The following is an 18,327-nucleotide window of genomic DNA, read 5'->3' on the forward strand; positions in this document are numbered from 1 at the left end:
GGTTCAGGCGGCGAGCGGCAGCCGCTCGTCGATCTGGCGGGAGAGGATGGCGGAGAACTCGTCGGCGAAGCTCTCCAGCCGCGACTGGGCCTTCGAGACCTCGGCCTGGAGCTTGTTGTAGGCGAGCACCGCCGGGATCGCCGCGAACAGGCCGATGGCGGTGGCGAACAGAGCCTCGGCGATGCCGGGAGCGACGACCGCCAGCGAGGTATTCTTCGAGGCGGCGATCGACGTGAACGCGGTCATGATGCCCCAGACCGTGCCGAACAGGCCGATATACGGACCGGCCGAGCCGATCGACGCGAGGAACAGCAGGCGCGATTCCAGCCGCTCGACCTCGCGGTGAATGGTGACGTCGAGCTGCTTCTCGATGCGCTGTGACAGGGACTGGATCTGACGGCCCGAGCCTTCGAACGAGCGCTTCCACTCGCGCATCGCGGCCACGAACACCGCGGCGAGCCCCGTGGCCGGCCGGTCGTTGAACGAGCGGAACAGCTCCTCCAGGGAGCGGCCGGACCAGAACGCGTCCTCGAACGCGTCCATCTCGGCCTTGGTCCGGCGGAACAGCAGGGTCTTGTCGGCGATGATCGACCAGCACCAAATCGAGGCGCTGAGCAGCCCGACCATCACGATCTTCACGACGAAGTGGGCCTGCAGGAACAGACCGAGCAGCGTCATGTCGGCGACAGGCGCGGCCTGCATCGCGTCGGCTGGGTTCATCCGTCGAGGTCTCCTGCTCCGGATCGCGATGCGCCGGGCGAGGCCCGCGTCCGCCGGATACGTGAGCGATTTCAACGCTGTCGCCCGCGAATCTGTCGAAAGTAAGGGCCGACTCCGCCCTCGGCGTCCCGCCGCCGCACCGCCTCCGTTAAGGGCGCGACAGGGTTAAGGATCGGTTTCGATCCCGGCGATCCTGAGGCGTCCCGCTGTTCGAACCGGGGCAGCGGGCTGGACCCGTCGAAACCGCGTCCGCTAAGGTCCCGGCCAGCGGCGCCGAGTCGCGAGCCCTGAAACACGCAGGACCGCATGACCCTCCCCGTTCCCAGTCTGCCCGAATTGCTGCCCACCGGACCGGCGCGGTTCCTGGGCTGGTCCATGATCGCGGATCCGCTGGTGGCCGGTGCCCTGGCGCGGGCCGGCTTCGACGCCGTGCTCCTGGACCAGCAGCACGGGAGCTACGATTACCGATCCTGCTGCGCCGCGATCACCGAGGTCGCCCTCGCCGGAAAATCGACCCTGGTGCGCGTCCCGGTGGGCGACTTCGCCATGGTCTCCCGCATGCTCGACGCGGGCGCCGCCGGGATCGTCGCCCCGATGATCAACACGGTGGCCGACGCAGAGGCGCTGGCCGCGGCCGCGAAGTTCACACCGGTCGGCCAGCGGAGCTGGGGCCCGGACCGCGCCATGTGGTTGTCGGGTCTCCGGGACAGCTCCGCATATCTCGCGGAGGCCAATGGGCGCGCCCTGACGATCGCCATGTGCGAGACCGAGGGGGCGATCGCGGATCTCCAGGCGATCCTGGCCGTGCCGGGCATCGACGGCGTGCTGGTCGGTCCCGCCGACCTGTCGATCGCGCTCTCAAAGGGCACGGCCTTCGATCCCCTCGGCGCCGCGGTCAGCGCCGCCCTCGCCGAGATCGCGCGCAAGACGCGTGCGGCGGGGAAGATCCCGTGCGCCTTCGCGCCGTCGCCGACGCGGGCGCGGGAGATGGTCGGAATGGGCTACCAGCTCGTCTCGGTCGAGTACGATGCGATGACGATCGTCAACGCCTTCGCCCGGGTGCTGCGCGAGGCCGATCCGTCACGGGCCGGCTGACGGCTAATCGGCCGGAGCGGACGCAAAGCGCTGCCGCAGGCCGTCCGGCAGGCGGACCGCACGGCCGTCGCGCACGCAGGCGACCGTGACCTCCGCCGCGACCAGAAGTTCGCCGCCGCGCCGAACCTCCTGGGCCAGCTGCATCGAGGCACCGCGCAGGACGCGCGTGCGGGTGAGGATCGTCAGCAGGTCGTCCATCCGGGCCGGACGGATGAAATCGAGGCTCATCCGACGCACCACGAAGACGAGGCCGCGCGCCTCGCGGTGGAGTTTCGACTGGTCACCGGCGAGGTCGCGGAGCAGTTCCGTGCGCCCCCGCTCGAGGAACCTGAGATAGCTCGCGTGATAGACGAAGCCCGAGAAATCGGTGTCCTCGTAATAGACGCGCACCGGGAGCCGATGCGGCGAGCCTCCTGAGTGGGCCGGATCGTCGTTCGCGGGCTCTGCTGCAATCATGCGATCCCTTAGCGGCGCACCGGGCGCAGGCGCAACACGACGAGGGCCGCCCGAAGGCAGCCCTCGCGTTCACGTCACCGGAAAGGCGCGCCGATCAGCCGCCGATGCGGGCCGCGAGGCTCGCCGAGTGGGCGTGCTCGTCGGCAATGTAGGGCAGGGCTTCGGTGGCGAAGCGACGGCCCTGCGCGTTGTCACCCGACTTCGCGTAGGAATCGTACAGCGCCAGCGTCCGGGCATCGGACCGAGCCTGCTGGTCGATGTAGGTCCGGTCGAACGCGCGGCCCCGCGGGGCGGACTGGAGCTGCGCAAGGCGCGCCTGACCACGCTCGCCGAGGGCCACACGGCGACCCGGCTCAGCCGGGCTGTTGTCGGCGATGCCGACCGCACCCAGGGCGCCCCCGACGATGCCGGTGCCGATATTGGCCGCGATCGTCACCGGGGCGAGCACGAGCCCGACCGGGTTGCTCAGATCGGTCCGGATGCCCTGGTTATCCGAGACCACCGAGCCGTTGCGCGACAGGGAGGTGTTCGGCGGCAGCAGCGCGTCGGTGGTGGCCTTGCGCTCGACCAGGACGCGGTTGGCGTAGTTGCGGACGTGCGGGTTGCGCGACCGCTGCAGAGCGATGCGGCTCGCCTCGATGCTGGCGGCGTCCGAGCGCAAAGCCTCGGCGCGGAAGGCCGGGGTCTCGGTCGCGGCGGCGCCGACACCGTCCTGGTTGGCGAACGGAGACACGCGGATCGGCAGAGCATCCTGCGCGAAGGCCGGCGCAGAGAACACGGCCGAGAGGCCGAGAACGGCGAGCGTCATCTTCTTCATGGCGGAAGTTTATCCCTGACGTTGTTCTTGGGAATGCGAAGACCAGCCGAGAGCCGAGGGGCAGGGCCTCGATGACGGCAGCCTCACCTGCGCCAAACGAACGTGGCGCGGTCGCCTCCACAACTGGCGCATTTTCATGCTGTTCCATGAAACATCGCGGTTTTCCGCCGACGGATCTTGCCTGAAGACCGCCACAAGCTTGGCAATATTATCTCAGATCCATGTCGGAAACAGCCGCCGTTACAGATAGTTACAGCCGACGCGCGGCGAAAAGCTCGCAGAAGAGCGCAGTGAAACCCGGCTTTCGCATCATGAAACTCGCGAAATGCAGGACTGATCTCGGCGCATGGGTTCGGCGTTTCTCGCACGTCAATCTTCGTTGTCTTCGAGCAGCCCGAGTTGCCCGGCCGGGTCACGTTTCGGCACGGCGAGGCCGAGATGGCGGTAGGCGTGCTTGGTGAGGATGCGGCCGCGCGGGGTGCGCTGCACGAAGCCGCGCTGGATCAGGTAGGGCTCGATGATGTCCTCGATCGCGTCGCGCGGCTCCGACAACGCCGCCCCGATCGTCTCGATGCCCACGGGCCCGCCCCCGAACGAGCGCGCGATCAGGCTCAGGTACTTGCGGTCCATCACGTCGAGACCCGCCCCGTCCACGTCGAGCAGCTGCAAGGCCCGGTCGGCGATCGCCCGCGTCACCGTCTCGGCCTCCGCCACCACCGCAAAGTCCCGCACCCGCCGCAGCAGCCGCCCCGCGATCCGCGGCGTGCCCCGCGCCCGCCGGGCGATCTCGTTGGCGCCCTCCGCCGACATCCCTAAGCCCAAGACCCGCGCGCCGCGCGCCACGATCTGCTCCAGCTCGCCGATCTCGTAGAACTCCAGCCGGATCGGGATCCCGAACCGGTCGCGCAGCGGCGTCGTCAGCAGGCCCGCCCGCGTCGTGGCGCCGACCAGCGTGAACTTGGGCAGCTCGATCTTGACCGAGCGCGCCGCCGGGCCCTCGCCGATGATCAGGTCGAGCTGGTAATCCTCCATGGCCGGGTAGAGGATCTCCTCGACCGCCGGGTTGAGCCGGTGGATCTCGTCGATGAACAGCACGTCGCGCTCGTCGAGGTTGGTCAGCTGCGCGGCGAGATCCCCGGCCTTGGCGATCACCGGACCCGACGTCGAGCGGAAGTTCACCCCGAGCTCGCGCGCCACGATCTGGGCCAGCGTGGTCTTGCCCAGGCCCGGCGGGCCGACGAACAGCACGTGGTCGAGCGCCTGACCGGTCTTCTTCGCCGCCTCGATGAAGATCTGCATGTTCGCCCGCGCCGCCCGCTGGCCGATGAACTCGGACAGGCTCAGCGGGCGGATCGTCTGATCGACGTCCTCGGTGCGCTTCTCCGGCGTCAGGAGGGCGTTGGTCGGGGGCTTCGGCTTGCTCATGAACCCTTGCGTGTTGGACCGGACCTTGCCGCACCCGTTCATGGCGCGGTGCAGGGGCTTCCGGCAGCCGTCGTATCCGGTTTTGTTCCTCCTTACCCGCGAACGCACGGAAATCTAAGCGGTGCTCGGGCGGACGTGCCGCGGCGCACCAACTGTCGCGGACGATGAAACCGATTTGGGCGCCCGTGCATTCAAGGAACGATCCCCCAAGCACGGCCGCAGAGCGCTCTTCCCGCCATGATGATCCGTATGTCCGTAGCCGGCGCGTCCGGCGCCGTTCTCCTCCTGGCCAACCTCACCGCTCAGGCCGCGACAGCCCCGGCCGAGACGAAAGTCGCCGAAGCCGGCGCCCAGGTACATCCCGCTGCCGTGGTGGAGCGGGACGATGACGCGATCTGCAGCCGGGCACGCCGCCGCCTCTGGATCGAGGGCGAGGGCTGGGTCGTCCGGCGGATCACCACCTGCCGCTGAGATCGGCCGCGGCAATCCGAAGGGTGTGGAGTGAGCGTTACGCACTCTCCACGGCTGGAGCGCCGGAACGGCCGGTGGTCCGGTTCGTTCCCCAGCAGCCCGCCCCAGCATCCGCGCGACCCGGTCGCGCCGACGCGCATCGGAGCCGACGCCATGGCGCCCCGGACGACCCTCGCACTTCTCGCCCTGTTCCTCGCCGCGCCGGCTTCGGCCCAGGGCTTCCGCGGTGTCGATGCCTATGGTCCGGCCTACGCCGGCGAGGACGGCTTCGCCGGCAACTTCGTGCGCGGGACCTACATCGGCGCCCCCCTGACGCGCGTGCCGCGCCCGACCCAGATCGTTCCCGCGCCGTGGAGCTACGGCACATATGGGATTCCGACGGTGACGGGCATCGCGGCGCCTCCGGCCGCGCAGCCGACCCTGACGGTCATCAATGTCGGCGACTCGACCGCGCGTCATCGCGGGCGCGAGACTGCTGGCGGTCGGCCCTCCGGCCCTCAGATCATCTCGGTTCAGGTTCCCCGGCGCTGAGCGCGGCGTACCACTCCGCATAGGGGGTGGTGCGGACCATGCGCCGGTTGAGATCCGGCGCACCGTCCTGCCACCAGACCGGCCCGCGCTCGCCAAGCGCGACCTTGGCGGCGTCAACCTCGGCGCGGGCGGCGGTCAACGCCTCCGCCGCGCCGGCATCGTTGTCGCGCTCGGCCTGCTTGGCCGCCTTCACGGCCCGGCGTGCTGCCATCAGCCGTACGATCAGCGCCTGCCGCTCTTCCGGAGACAAATTGGGATCTGTCCGCCGCCAAAGTCGATCACGGACAACGATATAGCGCTGGTCGGGAGTGGTTATGGCCGCGCTCATCCTGAAATCCAGACCGTTTGGGTCGGGTTAAGTCTTCCGGCTTACACCGCGGATATCAATCCCGGGTCACGCCATGCAGATCGTCATCGTCGACTCGAGCCGCGTCGTGCTCCAGATCATCGCCTCGCTGATCGAGCCGCGGGGTCACGACGTGCACGCCTTCACGGATTCCGCGCAGGCCTTGGACTTCCTCGCCGCGACGCCGGCGGTCCGGGTCCTGATAACAAGCCTTGAGGTTCGGCCGCTCTGCGGGCTCGAGCTCTGCTGGTCGGCGCGCCTGCTCGCCGAGGGGCGCGGCCCCCTGCACGTCATCACCATGTCGTCGGCGCGCAACGTCCGCAGCCTGGCCGAGGCGCTCGACAGTGGCGCCGACGATTTCATCGAGAAGCCGCCCAGCGCCGAGGAGCTGAACGCGCGGCTCCGGGCGGCCGAGCGCCTGATCACGATGCAGGAGGAACTGATCCGTCTGGCGGAGACGGATCCGCTGACCGGTTCCTACAACCGGCGTGCCTTCTTCAACCGCGCGCGGAAAGCTGCCGAGCAGAGCCGGCGTTCCGGCGGCGTTTCGGCCATTCTGCTCGATATCGATCACTTCAAGCGGATCAACGACGAGCACGGGCACGATGTCGGCGACGTCGCCATCAAGGCCGTGGCCGATCTGATCTCCGGGGCCGGCATCGCCGGCCGACTCGGCGGCGAGGAATTCGCCGTCATCCTGCCGGGATGCGGTCTCTCCCTGGCTCTCGCGCGCGCCGAAAGCCTGCGTGTGGGCGTTCAGGCGCTCCACATCCTGGGCAGCAAGGGCCCGATCCGGCTGACCTGCAGCTTCGGTGTCAGCAGCTGGGTCGACGGCGACAGCGTCGAGGCCCTGATCAAGCGTGCCGACGTCGCGCTTTATGCGGCCAAGAGCGGCGGCCGCAATCAGGTGGTCCCGTATCAGGGTCATGACGGCGTGGCGGTCGCCAGTTGAAACAGCCCGACTGTCCCAGATCGGCACAGCCGGATCAGCACATCCCGGCACCTGCCCCAGATCGGGGCAGGAATTCGCCCAGGTGCGGCGAACGTGCATCGATTCTGCCAATATAAAGCTTAATATTCGCCCGTTCTGACTGGAACGGTTCTTGGAACTTGGCCTTCGATCCCGGCCACCTGTACCATGTCGGGAGAGAAAGGTGCGAGGTCATGAGTACGGCCGTTGGCGTCCTGATCCTGGATGAGCCGCAGGACCTGAGCGCGACTGTTCGCGCCACTCTGGAGCACATGCCGGAATTTCACACGATCGGCGAGGCAGACCTGGAACAGGCCGGTGCCGGGAGCGCGGTCGCGCTGATCTTCCTGGATGAGATCCGGCTGGCCGATGGGATCGCACGCCTCGTCGGTCTGAAGGAGCGCCAGCCGAACCTGCGCACGCTGGTGGCGTTCGGCGCCCTCACCGCCGACGACCTGCGCGCCCTCCTGGCTGCGGGCGCCGATGCCTTTGTCGCCCGCTCGAAGTCGCCGCGGGACCTCGGTGCCGCGCTGCTCGCGCTCGCGGAGGGCTCCGAGTGTCTGGTGCCGCCGGAGCAGCCCTTGCCCATGCCGACCGGTCCCGGCGACAGCCTCGGGCTGACACCGCGTGAGGCCGAGGTACTGCGTTTCCTCAGCTCGGGCTTCAGCAACAAGGAGGTCGCACGGCGGCTCGCCCTCAGCGTCCGGACGGTTGAGACCCACCGCCTCAACCTGCGCCGCAAGACCCAGACCGGGCGGCTGAAGGACTTGGTCTCTCTCGCGCGTCAGCTCGGCCTCGCGCCGGTGGTGGACAGCGGCGAGCAGGCCCGGCGCGGCACGACCAGCGGGCCCGCGTCGAGCAACGACAATTCGTTCCGGCACTGACCGGGACAGCGAGCGGGCTCGTCGGGGGTGCAGGACAGCGTCAGGCGGCGCCGGCCTGCTGTCTTCCCTGAGCGCGCGATCGCGGCTTCTCCTTCGCGGCCGATGGAGTGCGGGCGGCACCCGATCTCTTCGCTGCCGCTTTGGCGGCGGGCTTGCCGCGCCCTGTCTTCGCGTTCGGGCCCTGCGTCGCCGCGGGCTTGACCAGTTGCCCCGCGCGGACGTCGTCCTCGGCCGCGGCCAGCCGCGACTGGAGCAGCCCGAGGACTGCGGCCTCCTCGGGTCGAAGGCTCGATAGATCCTCACTCAACTCCGACTCGACCGCGTCCTTCACCTGAAGGAGCAGGCCGCCCTCCAGGTAGCAATCGAGAACCTGAGGATGGATATAGCATTTGCGGCAGATCGTCGGCGTGTTGCCGAGGCGGCTGGCGACGCTCTCGATTGCAGCCCGAAGATTGCGCTTGGCGCCAGCCTCGCTGTCGAAGCTCTCGAACTCGCGCAGGGCCAGGGCGGCCAGGACCGTGCCGGCCCAGGTCCGGAAATCCTTGGCGGTGAAGTCCTCGCCGGTGATCTCGCGCAGATACGCGTTGACGTCCGACGAGGTCACGTCGCGCTGGGTGCCGTCCGCGTCGAGATACTGGAACAGCTCCTGACCGGGGAGGTCCTGGCAGGCCTTCACGATCCGGGCGACGCGCCGGTCCTTGAGCGAGACGTCCCAGGTCTTGCCGCTCTTGCCCTTGAATCGGAACGACAGGGCCGCACCCTCGATCCGGACATGGGGATCGCGCAAGGTGGTGAGCCCGTAGCTCTTGTTGGTGCGCGCGTAGTCGTCGTTGCCGACGCGGATCAGCGTCGTCTCGAGGAGGTGGACCACCGTGGCCAGCACCTTCTCGCGCGAGAGGCCCGGCCGCTTCATGTCGGCATCGACCCGCCGACGGATGTCGGGCAGGGCGTTCGCGAAGGCCATGATGCGCGAGAACTTGTTGGCCTCCCGCGCCTGCCGGAAATCCGGATGGTAGCGGTACTGCTTCCGGCCCTTGGCGTCCCGGCCGGTCGCCTGGATGTGGCCGTTGCTGCGTGGGCAGATCCAGACATCCGTATAGGCCGGCGGCACCGCGAGGGACCGGATGCGGGCCAGAATTTTCTGGTCCCGAACCGGTGCGCCCTTCGCGTCGAGGTAGCGGAAGCCGGTGCCGCTGCGCTTGCGTGTCAGGCCCGGCCGGCTATCGCCGACATAGACCAGCCCGGCCTCCTCCGCCGCCGCGCGCAGGTCTCCGCCGCTCTCGACCGTCCCGACATCCGCCATCGCCTGCCCCTCCCGATTACGCCGCCGGGCTGCACGCCCCGCGAGAAGGCCTTGGTCAACCGGCTGCGTGGGCCGGCCGTTCCGGGCCTGCGCATCCGCCGCAGGATGCGCCGCGGGGGCGTGTTAGAGGATCGCCATGGCCTCTGAATCCGCCTCAGAAAACCTGCCGGCCCCGATGCGGCGCCTCGTCTTCGTCGTGACCGAGGACTGGTTCTTCGCCTCGCACTTCCTGCCGATGGCGCGGGCCGCCGTGGCCATGGGCCTGGCGGTGGCGGTCGTCACCCGGGTCCGGGCGCACCGCGCCGCCATCGAGGCGACCGGCGCGCAGGTGGTGCCCCTGGAGGCGGAACGGGCGAGCCTCAACCCCATGGCCGCCGGCTACGCGGCCGGTCAGCTCGCCGCGATCCTGAAGGCGCTCCGGGCCGACATCGTCCACTGCATCGCCCTGCGCGGCATTTTGGTCGGCGGCACGGCCGCCGCCATGGCGGGCATCCCAGCCCGGGTCTATGCGCTGACCGGGCTCGGCCTCATGGGTGCCCGGCAGGACCGGATCGGGCGGGCGGCCCGGCTCGGCTTGCGGGCGCTGATCCGCGGCCCGCTGGCCTCGACGCGCACCCGCTTCCTGTTCGAGAACCCGGACGATGCCCGCGCCCTCGGCCTCGATCCGCTGGACCAATCGGTCACGGTGATCGGCGGCGCCGGAGTCGATCCGGCGGACTTCGTGCCCCATCCGCTGCCGGCGATGCCGCCGTTGCGGGTGGCCGTCGTGGCCCGCATGCTGTGGTCGAAGGGCGTGGACGTGGCCGTGGAGGCGGTCCGCCTCGCCCGCGCGCAGGGCGCGCCGGTCGAGCTCGACCTCTTCGGCGCGCCGGATCCGTCGAACCGGCGCGCGATCGCCGAGGCGACGCTGCGGGATTGGAGCCGCGACGGCGTCGCGTGGCACGGACCGACGGCCGATGTCGCCTCGGTCTGGGCCCATCACCACGTCGCGTGCCTGCCCTCCCGGGGCGGCGAGGGCCTGCCGCGGACGTTACTGGAGGCCGCCTCCTGCGGCCGGGCCCTGGTCGCGTCGGACGTCCCGGGCTGCCGCAGCCTCGTGCGCGACGGTGTCGAGGGTTTGCTCGTCCCGCCGGACGACGCGCCCGCCCTGGCGCGTGTCCTCGTACGGCTGAGCGGCGACGCCCGCCTTGTCGCCGACCTGGGCGCGGCGGCGCGGTCGCGGATCGAGACCGGCGGCTTCACCGAGGCCGCGGTGACCGACAGCGTCCGCGCCGTCTGGCGCGACCTGCTGGACGCCTGATCATGCACGCGCCCGACGATCCGACCCGATTCATCCGCGCCAACACCCGCCTGCTGCCCGTGCCCCACGCCCCCGAGATCCGGCTCCACGTGGCCGACGAGGCGACCGCCTTGTGGCAACGGACCGAGGAGGAGTTGCAGACGATCGGCCTGCCGCCGCCGTTCTGGGCCTTCGCCTGGGCGGGCGGACAGGCCCTCGCCCGCTATGTCCTCGATCACCCCGATGTCGTAGCGGGCGCGCGGGTGGTGGATTTCGCCTCGGGTTCCGGCCTGGTGGCGATCGCCGCGGCGCGTGCCGGTGCGCGGCATGTCATCGCCAGCGACCTGGACCCGTTCGCCGTGGCGGCGATCCATCTGAACGCCGCCGCCAACGCCGTCGCAGACCGCATCGCGGCCGTGTCCGGCAATCTCCTCGAGACGGATCCCGGGGTCGATCTCGTCCTGGCGGCCGACGTCTTCTACGAGCGCGACCTCGCCGAAGCCGTGACGGGATGGCTCACCGGCCTCCAGGCGAAGGGCACCACGGTTCTGATCGGCGATCCGGGCCGGACGTACCTGCCGCGGGACCGGCTCGAATGCCTGGTGACCTACGCGGTGCCCGTCTCGCGATCCCTGGAAGATTCCGAGATCAAGCGCAGCCACGTCTGGAGGCTGCGGCCGTGAGGCTTCGTCGTTCTGCAACGAAATGGCGGCGGCGCGCGGATGCGCCGAGTGTTCATCCGGAGGGGTAATGCGCTACCGTCATGAGGCCCGAGGCGCGTCCGTTGCACGCGCCGGATGTGTGCGCAGTCCCGCATCGGGGCGTCCTGCGGCGGAAAGGTTCCCGGTGAGTATCGAGTCGAGCGTCAAGCCCAGCGTTGCCCGCGTCGTTGCCTTCTCGGGGAGCGCCAAGCGGCCCTCGCGCACCCGCGTCTTGGTCGAGGCGCTCGGGACCGAACTCGGCCGCCTGCGCCGGATCGATTTGACGGTCTACGACCTGCTCGATGCCGGGCCCAGCCTCGGGGCGACGCAGCGCGACGATCTGTCCGCGCCGGCGGCACAGATGATCGAGGCGATCGAGGGGGCGGATGCACTGATCGTTGGGACGCCGGTGTACCAGGGTGGCTATGCGGGCCTGTTCAAGCACGTGTTCGACTTCGCCGATCCGGTCCGGATGGCCGGCATGCCCGTGGCGCTCACCGCCACGGGCGGCGGTCTGCGCCATGCCCTCGTGGTCGAGCACGGGCTGCGGCCGCTGTTCGGCTTCTTCGCGGCCCACATCGCGCCGACGTCGGTCTACGCGGGGTCCGACGACATTCTGGACGGCCGCATCGTGGATCAGGGGGTCGCGGCCCGGCTGAACGCCGCGGCGGCGGAGCTTGCCGCCCTGCTCGCCGTCGCGCGGACCGCGGAGGCCGACGCGTCCCGCTGACGCGATACTCCTCCGCCTCGCCGCCGGCCCTAGATGCAGAACCGGACCACGCTCACGCGCGAGGGATCATGTCAGCTTCTCCGATCGCGGCCGGCAAGGCGGCGCCGCTCCCCGCCACCTACGTCACGGCCTCCGGGCTGCCGCGCTACAATCCCGTCGCGCAGGCGCTGCACTGGCTGACCGCAGCCCTGGTGCTCGCCATCCTGCCGCTGGCCTGGGTGGCGATCAGCCTGCCTCCGTCGCCGGCCAAGGGCAGCGCCTTCGTCCTGCACAAATCGGTCGGCCTGACGATCCTGGCGATCGTGGTCCTGCGGATCGTCTGGCGCATGATCCGGCCGGCGCCGCCGGACCCGCAGGCGCCGCGCCTCCTGACGCTGATCGGCCGCATCAACCACTGGCTGCTCTACGCGATCTTCCTGATCATGCCGGTCAGCGGCTACCTGCTGAGCGCGCTGTCCGGCCGCGACACGCCGTATTTCTGGCTGTTCACGGTGCCGGGCCTGCCGAAGGACGACGCGGCCCAGAAGGTGGCCGAGTCGATCCATGTCGCCGGGCAGTGGTTCGTGTATGCCCTGGTGGTGCTGCACGTCGCCGGTACCGTCTGGCACCTCGTCATCCGCCGCGACGGCCTTCTGGAGCGGATGCTCCCGGTTCAGGACGGCCGCGGCGCCGCACGCTAAGCGTCAGTCGACGCGGCGCAGGACGAAGGTGGTGCCGACCTCCGGGTCGCGCCGCCAGCGCCCGTCGCCGCTCGGCACGAGGTCGATGCTGTGGCCGCGCTTGGCGGTCAGCGTCATGCGGCCGTTGGCGTAGCGCCAGCGCACCGGGTCGAACACCTCCAGCCCGCCATCGTGGCAGCCGGGGACGATCTTCACGCCGCCACCGGCGCCGTCGATGGTGATCCGGCAGGTATCGCGCTCCTGGAAGCGGTCCAGGGCGTAGATCCCTGGCTCCGGCCCCGGCGCGGCGACCGCGGCCGGCTGCAACGCGGCCGGAACCGGTATCGCGGCCTGCAGCGTGGACGGCTTCGGCGCCAGCTCGGCCGGGGTGCCCGCTCCGCCCGCCGCCTCGGCGGGCCGCATCGCCACGATGTCCAGCGGGACCAGGCTGTAATGCTCGCCGCTCTCCGCCCGTGCGACGAGGCTGCGCTGGTCCGGCCGCTTGGCGAAGTCGAGGATCGGCCGGACGTTGCGGTCGACGAGGCGCACGGCGCCATCGACGAACAGCCATCCGGCGACGCCGGCGATCACCGGCAGGGCGCGTCGGCACCCCGCCGGGAAGTTCACCTTCCGCCCGGCCTCGCCGCTGTCGAGCAGCAATGTCATCACGCAGCGGCGATTGGTGCCGTCGCGGGACAGGTCCCAGGTCCCGGGAACCTCGCCGAGCTTCTCGGGCAGGCTCGGCGGGGCGGAGGCCGCGACGGGCGGGGCCGCGAGCATGTCGGTGGCCGGGGCAGCGGATCCAGGGGCCGGGTCGGGCGCATCCTGCGCCGCCGCCGGCCAGGGGATCAGGACCAAGCTGGCCAGCAGGGCGGCCTGTGCCGATCTCACGTCTTCGGTCTCCAGGGCGTCTCTGCGACGGGCGTCAGCGGGCCGCGCCCCTCGAACCACGAGATGACGTTATCGACGACGAGTTGCGCCATCGCGGCACGGGTATGCTCCGAGGCGGAGCCGACATGCGGCAGCAGCACCGTGTTGTCGAGGGCGGCGAGGTCCTCCGGCACGTGCGGCTCGTTCTCGAACACGTCGAGACCGGCACCCAGGATCGTGCCCGCTTTCAGCGCGGCGGTCAGCGCCGCCTCGCCGACCAGCGTGCCCCGGGCAACGTTGATCAGGATGCCTTCGGGGCCGAGCGCTTCCAGCACGGCCGCGTCCACGAGGTTGCGCGTGTCGGCGCCCCCGGGCGCCACTACGATCAGGATATGGACGGCGCGGGCGAGGCCGAGCAGGCTGTCGTGATAGGTGAAGGGCACGTCCGCCTGCCGGCTGCGGCCGTGGTAGTCGATCTCCACGCCGAAGCTCTCGAGGCGTCGAGCGATCGCCCGCCCGATCCGACCGAGACCGAGGATGCCGATGCGCCGCCCGCGCAGGGAGGCCGTGAGCGGGAAGGGCGCCTTGGGCCAGTGGCCGGCACGCAGGTAGCGATCCGCCTGGGGGATCCGCCGCAGGGTCGCGAGCACGAGCCCGACCGCGAGATCGGCAACCTCGTCGGTGAGCACATCCGGCGTGTTGGTGACGGTGACGCCGCGCCGGTGGGCTTCGACCGCGTCCACGGCATCGTAGCCGACACCGAAATTGGCGATGAGTTCCAGGTTCGGGAGCCGGTCCATCAGCGCCGCGTCCACGCCGACCTGCCCGCCGACGCAGAGCGCGCGGATTCGCGGGCCGATCTCGGCGAGCACCGCCTCCGGATCCGCGGCGCCCGCGAGCCGGTGCACCGTATGCCGCCCCTCGAAAGCCGCCTCCACCAGCGGGTGCATCTTCCGCAGCAACAGGATCTCGGCCGGCGCATCAGGCATCGCTCACTCCCGTGTTCGGCCGCTCAGCGAGGCGGCCGGTTCCCCCGTTCCCGCATAGGACCTGCGCGGGGTGCGGCGCCAGCGGGACAGCCCCTTGACGGTGACATCCGCGCGCCGACGCCGGGCGGCCATCCGACCGGGGCAGGGCTGGCCTCTTTCGAAATCCGCGCGCGATGCCTACTAAGGATGACGCATCATCGCGAGAGCTCTGCACCGCCCCATCTCCGAAGACGAAAACCGATGACCAGCCCGCGCACTCTCTACGACAAGATTTGGGACGACCACGTCGCCGATGTCCAGCCGGACGGCTCCAGCCTCCTCTACATCGACCGTCACCTCGTTCACGAAGTGACGAGCCCGCAGGCGTTCGAGGGGCTGCGCACGGCCGGCCGCAAGGTGCGCCACCCGGAAAAGACGCTCGCGGTGGTGGACCATAACGTCCAGACCTCCGACCGCACGAAGGGCATCGACGACCCCGAGAGCCGCACCCAGCTCGAGGCGCTGGCCGAGAACGTGCGCGACTTCGGCATCGAATTCTACGATGCCCTCGACCGGCGCCAGGGCATTGTCCACATCATCGGACCCGAGCAGGGCTTCACGCTGCCCGGACAGACGATCGTGTGCGGCGATTCCCACACCTCGACGCACGGTGCCTTCGGGGCGCTGGCACACGGCATCGGCACCTCGGAGGTCGAGCACGTGCTCGCCACCCAGACGCTGGTGCAGCGCAAGGCGCGGAACATGCGCGTCACCGTCGACGGCACGCTGCCGGCGGGCGTGACCGCGAAGGACATCATCCTGGCGATCATCGGCGAGATCGGCACCGCCGGCGGCACCGGCCACGTGATCGAGTATGCCGGCGACGCGATCCGCGCGCTCTCGATGGAGGGCCGGATGACGATCTGCAACATGTCGATCGAGGGCGGCGCCCGCGCCGGCATGGTGGCCCCCGACGCGACGACCTTCGCGTACGTGAAGGACCGGCCGAAGGCCCCCAAGGGCGCCGCCTTCGACGCGGCGCGCCGCTACTGGGAGAGCCTCGTCACGGACGAGGGCGCCTTCTTCGACCGCGAGGTGCGCCTCGACGCCGCCAACCTGCCGCCGATCGTCAGCTGGGGCACCAGCCCCGAGGACGTGATCTCGGTGCAGGGCCGCGTGCCGGATCCGGCCGAGATCGCCGACGAGAACAAGCGACAATCGAAGGAGAAGGCGCTGGCCTATATGGGCCTGACGCCGGGCACCCGAATCACCGACATCGCTCTGGACCGGATCTTCATCGGCTCCTGCACGAACGGCCGGATCGAGGATCTGCGCGAGGTCGCGCGGGTGGTCGGCGACCGCAAGGTCCACGAGGGCGTCTCGGCGATGATCGTGCCGGGTTCCGGCCTGGTGAAGGCGCAGGCCGAGGCCGAGGGCCTCGATAAGATCCTGAAGGCGGCGGGCTTCGACTGGCGCGAGCCGGGCTGCTCGATGTGCCTCGGCATGAACCCGGACAAGCTGCGCCCGGGCGAGCGCTGCGCCTCGACATCGAACCGCAACTTCGAGGGCCGGCAGGGTCCGCGCGGGCGGACGCACCTCGTGTCTCCGGCGATGGCGGCCGCCGCGGCGGTGACCGGGCACTTCGCCGACATTCGAGAGTGGCCGCAGGGCTGAAATCGCGATTGACGGCGACGGCTCCGTTGCCTAAACGGAGCCGTCGCCGGCCGATGGCCGACGGCAAGCCCAGGTGGCGGAATTGGTAGACGCGCTGGTTTCAGGTACCAGTCTCGCGAGAGGTGAAGGTTCGAGTCCTTTCCTGGGCACCAATTAACGGATGTGAGCCCGCCAAGTTGTTGGCGGGCTTTATCTTTTCCGGGGATGCGGGATCCTGGGAACCGGTGCGGTATTTCTCCGCGCCTCGCGGGCCGGCCCGGTTCGCGCTCCGCGTATAGGTTGCACTCTCGCGGCGACCGTCAGACCAGCCGAACAGCGCGTTGAGCTTCGCCTCCGTCGCCCCGTCCTCGGCCGCCCGGCGCGTGCCGGCCTTGCCCAGCTCGTGCGCCGAGCCGGGCAACCCGCCGCGCGGCAGACCTTCCCGAACGTCACCTGCCCAGACCAGATCTCGTTTTTGCCAGCGAGACCACCGCGAACCGCCCGGCTCCGGCCGAGGCGGTTTTTTCGTGTACGACTGTCCGCCTGAACGCGGTCGGTTCAGGGATCCGATCCCGATGCAGAGAGGCTACATAGGGTGATCGCGCCTATCAGCCGATCGAATGGCCTCTGTGGGGATTATAGTTGCTGTTGGGCCGTGCGAAAAAACATGGCGCCCATCACGTGTATCGAAGCATACATTATAGTCATCCGGAAACTTCGATCTGGCGCTGAGTTACCTAAGGAGCTGCAACTGAAAGGATGCTCAATGCGCGTCACATCCACCGCTCTTATTGCTTCGCTCGTCTTGTTGGCTCCAGGAATGGCCTTTGCCCAACCTGCGGCCCCCGGCGCCTCCCCGCAATCAGGCGGAGCTGTAATCCAGTCTCAGCCCAACACGACCGGCAACGATCGCGACGTGGTCATCTCCCGCGGCGCGACTGGGGCTGAAACCGCAACGACGAACTCGGCTGCTGGCGGCAACGCGAGCCAGCCCTCACGGGCGGTGCCGGGCGGCAGCGCTGGCAGCGGCAACAGCCGCTAGGGCATCGGCCGAACACTGGGCGTCGTGTCCTTATAGACCAGATTGCCTTCCGAAGCCCCGCCGGCACCGCCGCGCGGGGCTTTTCTCAGTTTCACACCGCTGTCAGCCACACGGTCTCGTAGCCGCCGAATCGGGGTATTGCCTTACGGTGCAGGTCGTGCCCCGGTGCCAGCCGCAACTGCTTAAAACCGTCGAACAGCGCCGAGAGCGCGACCTGGGCTTCCAGGCGTGCTAGCGAAGCTCCCAGGCAGAAATGCGCGCCACCGCCAAAGCTGTGGTGCTTCTGGCGGTCCCGCCCGATGTCGAAGTCGTGTGGCGCGGCGTGCAGGGCCGGGTCATGGTTGGCCGCCAACAGCATGGCCGTCACCGTCTGGCCCGCTTCGACCGGACAACCGTCGATCAGGCGGTCATCGATGCACTGCCGGTTCCAACTCACAACAGGCGGGTCGTAGCGCAGCATCTCCTCGATCGCAGCCGGCCACAGCCCGGGGTCGGCGCGCAGCCGCGCGGCTTGTTCGGGATGCCGCAGTAGCGCGACGCTGCCGTTGCCGATCAGATCGGTGGTCGTGACGTTGCCGGCGACGAGCAGCGTGCGGCAGGTGTTGAGGATCTCGATATCGCTCAGCCGCTCGCCCTGCGCCTCGGCCGCCGTCAGGGCGCCGATGAGATCATCGCGGGGCTCACGCCGACGCTCGACGATCGCACGCCGGATGCAATCATTCAGCCCATCGTTTGCGGCGTTTCGATCGCGCACCTCCGCCTCGGTCCGCCCCGGCGCGTACCCGATCAAGACGGCGTCCGACCACGCCTTGAACTGCTCGATCTCGGCATCGCCGATACCGAGCATGATGGCGATGACGAGGGTCGGCAGCGGCACGGCATAGTCGGCGATGAGATCGAAGGGGCGTGTGGGGTCGATGCGGTCGAGCAGAGTCGCGGCAATCGCTTCAATGCGTGGACGAAGTGCCTCGACGGCGCGGACGCTGAAAGCCTGGACGACGAGCCGGCGCAGCCGGGCGTGGTCCGGATCGTCGAGAAACGGCAGCGGGAGGTCCGGGCGGTCGGCGTCGGTTAAACCGGCTCGACCGTAGGTGGTGGGCCGTCCCTTGAAGGGGTCGCTGGACAGAGTGCGGTCAGCCAAGACGGCCGCGACGTCGTCGGCGCGGGTGAGCACGACGCGATCGAGCACGCTGTCCTGATGAACCGGGCAGCGTGCGCGCAGGTCGCCGAGGATGGCGTGCGGGTCTTCGCGGAAGGCGGGGTGACGCGCGTCGAGGCGGATGTCCATAGCATCCGGCGTGGAAGGGTCGTCCATGCTGAGCCGCTCCAGGTTGACGAAGCTCGACACTGGGCAGACCGCGTTACATGGCTGTTTCTCTCTGACCGCATCACGCTACAGGCGTAGTC

19 protein-coding genes and 1 tRNA gene are annotated in these 18,327 nt (G+C 69.6%); 11 read left to right on the forward strand and 9 right to left on the reverse strand.

Annotated features, from left to right (window positions below; all coding sequences use genetic code 11):
• Window positions 1-3: 3 nt before the first annotated feature.
• Window positions 4-720 carry a protein TolQ gene (gene tolQ / locus M6G65_RS02960; RefSeq protein ID WP_250103547.1) on the reverse strand — a complete coding sequence of 239 codons (717 nt, stop codon included), beginning with the start codon at window positions 718-720 and terminating at the stop codon, window positions 4-6.
• A 306-nt stretch (window positions 721-1,026) separates the two neighbouring features.
• On the opposite strand from tolQ, the gene M6G65_RS02965 reads away from it, so the two are divergent.
• Complete coding sequence (locus M6G65_RS02965; RefSeq protein WP_238200067.1) at window positions 1,027-1,815, forward strand: HpcH/HpaI aldolase family protein; 789 nt, start codon at window positions 1,027-1,029, stop codon at window positions 1,813-1,815.
• A gap of 3 nt (window positions 1,816-1,818) precedes the next feature.
• Here M6G65_RS02965 and ybgC read toward each other — a convergent pair whose 3' ends face one another.
• From ybgC to ruvB, 3 genes are all read right to left on the reverse strand, one after another.
• Complete coding sequence (ybgC, locus tag M6G65_RS02970; protein WP_238200066.1) at window positions 1,819-2,271, reverse strand: tol-pal system-associated acyl-CoA thioesterase; 453 nt, start codon at window positions 2,269-2,271, stop codon at window positions 1,819-1,821.
• 94 nt (window positions 2,272-2,365) lie between these two features.
• The gene (locus tag M6G65_RS02975; protein ID WP_250103548.1) at window positions 2,366-3,088 is read right to left on the reverse strand and encodes a DUF4142 domain-containing protein; all 723 of its coding nucleotides are present in this window, start codon (window positions 3,086-3,088) and stop codon (window positions 2,366-2,368) included.
• A 369-nt stretch (window positions 3,089-3,457) separates the two neighbouring features.
• Window positions 3,458-4,513: a Holliday junction branch migration DNA helicase RuvB gene (gene ruvB / locus M6G65_RS02980; protein ID WP_250103549.1), complete on the reverse strand. Its 1,056-nt coding sequence runs from the start codon at window positions 4,511-4,513 to the stop codon at window positions 3,458-3,460.
• Window positions 4,514-4,762: 249 nt separating this feature from the next.
• On the opposite strand from ruvB, the gene M6G65_RS02985 reads away from it, so the two are divergent.
• Both M6G65_RS02985 and M6G65_RS02990 read left to right on the forward strand, forming a co-directional pair.
• Complete coding sequence (locus tag M6G65_RS02985; protein WP_238197982.1) at window positions 4,763-4,984, forward strand: hypothetical protein; 222 nt, start codon at window positions 4,763-4,765, stop codon at window positions 4,982-4,984.
• Between the two features lie 153 nt (window positions 4,985-5,137).
• Entirely contained in the window at window positions 5,138-5,515 is a 378-nt protein-coding gene (locus tag M6G65_RS02990; RefSeq protein ID WP_238197984.1) for a hypothetical protein, read from the forward strand.
• Here M6G65_RS02990 and M6G65_RS02995 read toward each other — a convergent pair.
• Window positions 5,487-5,843, reverse strand: coding sequence for a hypothetical protein (locus tag M6G65_RS02995; protein WP_238197986.1), 357 nt, complete (start codon window positions 5,841-5,843; stop codon window positions 5,487-5,489). The two genes, M6G65_RS02990 and M6G65_RS02995, sit on opposite strands and share 29 nt — an antisense overlap.
• Window positions 5,844-5,916: 73 nt before the next feature.
• Between M6G65_RS02995 and M6G65_RS03000 the strand changes: the two genes are divergently transcribed.
• A complete protein-coding gene (locus tag M6G65_RS03000; RefSeq protein WP_250103550.1) occupies window positions 5,917-6,813 on the forward strand; it encodes a GGDEF domain-containing protein in 897 nt (298 codons plus the stop codon).
• Between the two features lie 212 nt (window positions 6,814-7,025).
• On the forward strand, window positions 7,026-7,715 hold the full coding sequence (locus M6G65_RS03005; protein WP_238197990.1) for a LuxR C-terminal-related transcriptional regulator: 690 nt from the start codon (window positions 7,026-7,028) through the stop codon (window positions 7,713-7,715).
• 40 nt (window positions 7,716-7,755) lie between these two features.
• Here the strand turns inward: M6G65_RS03005 and M6G65_RS03010 are convergent, their stop codons facing one another.
• Window positions 7,756-9,018, reverse strand: coding sequence for a DNA topoisomerase IB (locus M6G65_RS03010; RefSeq protein WP_250103551.1), 1,263 nt, complete (start codon window positions 9,016-9,018; stop codon window positions 7,756-7,758).
• A 136-nt stretch (window positions 9,019-9,154) separates the two neighbouring features.
• Here M6G65_RS03010 and M6G65_RS03015 point away from each other — a divergent pair, with 136 nt between their 5' ends.
• From M6G65_RS03015 to M6G65_RS03030, 4 genes are all read left to right on the forward strand, one after another.
• On the forward strand, window positions 9,155-10,318 hold the full coding sequence (locus M6G65_RS03015; RefSeq protein ID WP_238197994.1) for a glycosyltransferase family 4 protein: 1,164 nt from the start codon (window positions 9,155-9,157) through the stop codon (window positions 10,316-10,318).
• Window positions 10,319-10,320: 2 nt separating this feature from the next.
• Window positions 10,321-10,980, forward strand: coding sequence for a class I SAM-dependent methyltransferase (locus M6G65_RS03020; protein WP_238197996.1), 660 nt, complete (start codon window positions 10,321-10,323; stop codon window positions 10,978-10,980).
• 163 nt (window positions 10,981-11,143) lie between these two features.
• Window positions 11,144-11,728 (forward strand): NAD(P)H-dependent oxidoreductase, encoded by a 585-nt coding sequence (locus tag M6G65_RS03025; RefSeq protein WP_250103552.1) that lies wholly within the window; start codon window positions 11,144-11,146, stop codon window positions 11,726-11,728.
• 68 nt (window positions 11,729-11,796) lie between these two features.
• Entirely contained in the window at window positions 11,797-12,408 is a 612-nt protein-coding gene (locus M6G65_RS03030; RefSeq protein WP_238198001.1) for a cytochrome b, read from the forward strand.
• Window positions 12,409-12,411: 3 nt separating this feature from the next.
• On the opposite strand, the gene M6G65_RS03035 is transcribed toward M6G65_RS03030, so the two are convergent.
• Window positions 12,412-13,278 (reverse strand): AprI/Inh family metalloprotease inhibitor, encoded by an 867-nt coding sequence (locus M6G65_RS03035; RefSeq protein ID WP_238198003.1) that lies wholly within the window; start codon window positions 13,276-13,278, stop codon window positions 12,412-12,414.
• Window positions 13,275-14,246: a 2-hydroxyacid dehydrogenase gene (locus M6G65_RS03040; protein ID WP_250103553.1), complete on the reverse strand. Its 972-nt coding sequence runs from the start codon at window positions 14,244-14,246 to the stop codon at window positions 13,275-13,277. Before M6G65_RS03040 ends, M6G65_RS03035 begins: the two co-directional genes overlap by 4 nt.
• A 240-nt stretch (window positions 14,247-14,486) precedes the next feature.
• On the opposite strand from M6G65_RS03040, the gene leuC reads away from it, so the two are divergent.
• Both leuC and M6G65_RS03050 read left to right on the forward strand, forming a co-directional pair.
• Window positions 14,487-15,899, forward strand: a complete 1,413-nt coding sequence (gene leuC, locus M6G65_RS03045) for a 3-isopropylmalate dehydratase large subunit (protein ID WP_250103554.1) — start codon at window positions 14,487-14,489, stop codon at window positions 15,897-15,899.
• A 67-nt stretch (window positions 15,900-15,966) separates the two neighbouring features.
• Window positions 15,967-16,051: transfer RNA gene (locus M6G65_RS03050), tRNA-Leu, on the forward strand.
• A 960-nt stretch (window positions 16,052-17,011) separates the two neighbouring features.
• Here the strand turns inward: M6G65_RS03050 and M6G65_RS03065 are convergent.
• Window positions 17,012-18,268 (reverse strand): cytochrome P450, encoded by a 1,257-nt coding sequence (locus M6G65_RS03065; RefSeq protein WP_250103555.1) that lies wholly within the window; start codon window positions 18,266-18,268, stop codon window positions 17,012-17,014.
• Window positions 18,269-18,327 lie beyond the last annotated feature (59 nt).

The organism is Methylobacterium tardum, assembly GCF_023546765.1.
Lineage (GTDB): Bacteria > Pseudomonadota > Alphaproteobacteria > Rhizobiales > Beijerinckiaceae > Methylobacterium > Methylobacterium tardum.

Excerpts from the sequence above, each read along its gene's own strand:
- tolQ (WP_250103547.1), bottom strand. The coding sequence starts at position 720 with ATGAACCCAGCCGACGCGATGCAGGCCGCGCCTGTCGCCGACATGACG.
- M6G65_RS02965 (WP_238200067.1), top strand. The coding sequence starts at position 1,027 with ATGACCCTCCCCGTTCCCAGTCTGCCCGAATTGCTGCCCACCGGACCG.
- ybgC (WP_238200066.1), bottom strand. The coding sequence starts at position 2,271 with ATGATTGCAGCAGAGCCCGCGAACGACGATCCGGCCCACTCAGGAGGC.
- M6G65_RS02975 (WP_250103548.1), bottom strand. The coding sequence starts at position 3,088 with ATGAAGAAGATGACGCTCGCCGTTCTCGGCCTCTCGGCCGTGTTCTCT.
- ruvB (WP_250103549.1), bottom strand. The coding sequence starts at position 4,513 with ATGAGCAAGCCGAAGCCCCCGACCAACGCCCTCCTGACGCCGGAGAAG.
- M6G65_RS02985 (WP_238197982.1), top strand. The coding sequence starts at position 4,763 with ATGTCCGTAGCCGGCGCGTCCGGCGCCGTTCTCCTCCTGGCCAACCTC.
- M6G65_RS02990 (WP_238197984.1), top strand. The coding sequence starts at position 5,138 with ATGGCGCCCCGGACGACCCTCGCACTTCTCGCCCTGTTCCTCGCCGCG.
- M6G65_RS02995 (WP_238197986.1), bottom strand. The coding sequence starts at position 5,843 with ATGAGCGCGGCCATAACCACTCCCGACCAGCGCTATATCGTTGTCCGT.
- M6G65_RS03000 (WP_250103550.1), top strand. The coding sequence starts at position 5,917 with ATGCAGATCGTCATCGTCGACTCGAGCCGCGTCGTGCTCCAGATCATC.
- M6G65_RS03005 (WP_238197990.1), top strand. The coding sequence starts at position 7,026 with ATGAGTACGGCCGTTGGCGTCCTGATCCTGGATGAGCCGCAGGACCTG.
- M6G65_RS03010 (WP_250103551.1), bottom strand. The coding sequence starts at position 9,018 with ATGGCGGATGTCGGGACGGTCGAGAGCGGCGGAGACCTGCGCGCGGCG.
- M6G65_RS03015 (WP_238197994.1), top strand. The coding sequence starts at position 9,155 with ATGGCCTCTGAATCCGCCTCAGAAAACCTGCCGGCCCCGATGCGGCGC.
- M6G65_RS03020 (WP_238197996.1), top strand. The coding sequence starts at position 10,321 with ATGCACGCGCCCGACGATCCGACCCGATTCATCCGCGCCAACACCCGC.
- M6G65_RS03030 (WP_238198001.1), top strand. The coding sequence starts at position 11,797 with ATGTCAGCTTCTCCGATCGCGGCCGGCAAGGCGGCGCCGCTCCCCGCC.
- M6G65_RS03040 (WP_250103553.1), bottom strand. The coding sequence starts at position 14,246 with ATGCCTGATGCGCCGGCCGAGATCCTGTTGCTGCGGAAGATGCACCCG.
- leuC (WP_250103554.1), top strand. The coding sequence starts at position 14,487 with ATGACCAGCCCGCGCACTCTCTACGACAAGATTTGGGACGACCACGTC.